The sequence below is a fragment of the Roseburia sp. AM51-8 genome, assembly GCF_003478275.1.
GTDB classification, from domain to species: Bacteria; Bacillota; Clostridia; order Lachnospirales; family Lachnospiraceae; genus Pararoseburia; species Pararoseburia lenta.
This window is the reverse complement of the sequence record NZ_QUEY01000015.1, coordinates 1-607: the sequence shown is the minus strand read 5'-3', so window position 1 is coordinate 607 and position 607 is coordinate 1. Positions and strand designations below refer to the sequence as shown.

1 protein-coding gene is annotated in these 607 nt (G+C 38.7%); it reads right to left on the bottom strand.

Annotated features, from left to right (window positions below; all coding sequences use genetic code 11):
- Positions 1-11 precede the first annotated feature (11 nt).
- Positions 12-607, bottom strand: a 596-nt coding sequence (locus DW996_RS12875; RefSeq protein ID WP_243098787.1) for a Type 1 glutamine amidotransferase-like domain-containing protein, incomplete at its 5' end; no start/stop codon positions are given.

Sequence of the window (607 nt, the reverse complement as noted above, 5' to 3'; positions counted from 1 at the left end):
GAATTTTCAAATTAGTCTTTGCAAATAACCTTTGAATCTTCACCATCAATTACAATTCCCTGACGGTTGTTAATTGGGCATAGATTCAAATCCGAAAACTCAGTCATTATTTTCTCGGTAACTTTCTTAAATGGTGCTGTAAGATAATGCGGAAGAACATAGAAATCAATCAAATCAATCCCTGCATCATCTTCTTGTGAGTAGTCCTCCGGCTTTTCATCCATTTGCTCGATATATTGGATGCTTGGAGCGCATATAATTGCGCCTGCCGACTCGCCGATCATCAATTTTCCATTTGCCAATTCCTTTTTCAGCAGTCCATCAGTTCCCGTTTTACGGAGCTGGTCCATAAGAAAGAAAGAATTTCCGCCGGTAAAATATATCACATCTGCTTCTTCAAAAACAGACTGTATCGTTGAATAAGCCTCCGTTGAAATATCAATTTCAGTTACGATCGCTCCCAACTTTTTGAATAATTTTCGAGCCGAGCCGACATAACCGGTGTAGCCTTCACGCAGTGAAGCTGTTGGAATAAATGCGACTTTCTTATTTTCAATTTCTTCCTTTATCAGACTTCCTACACTTGAAAAGTGCGAACATAAAAATA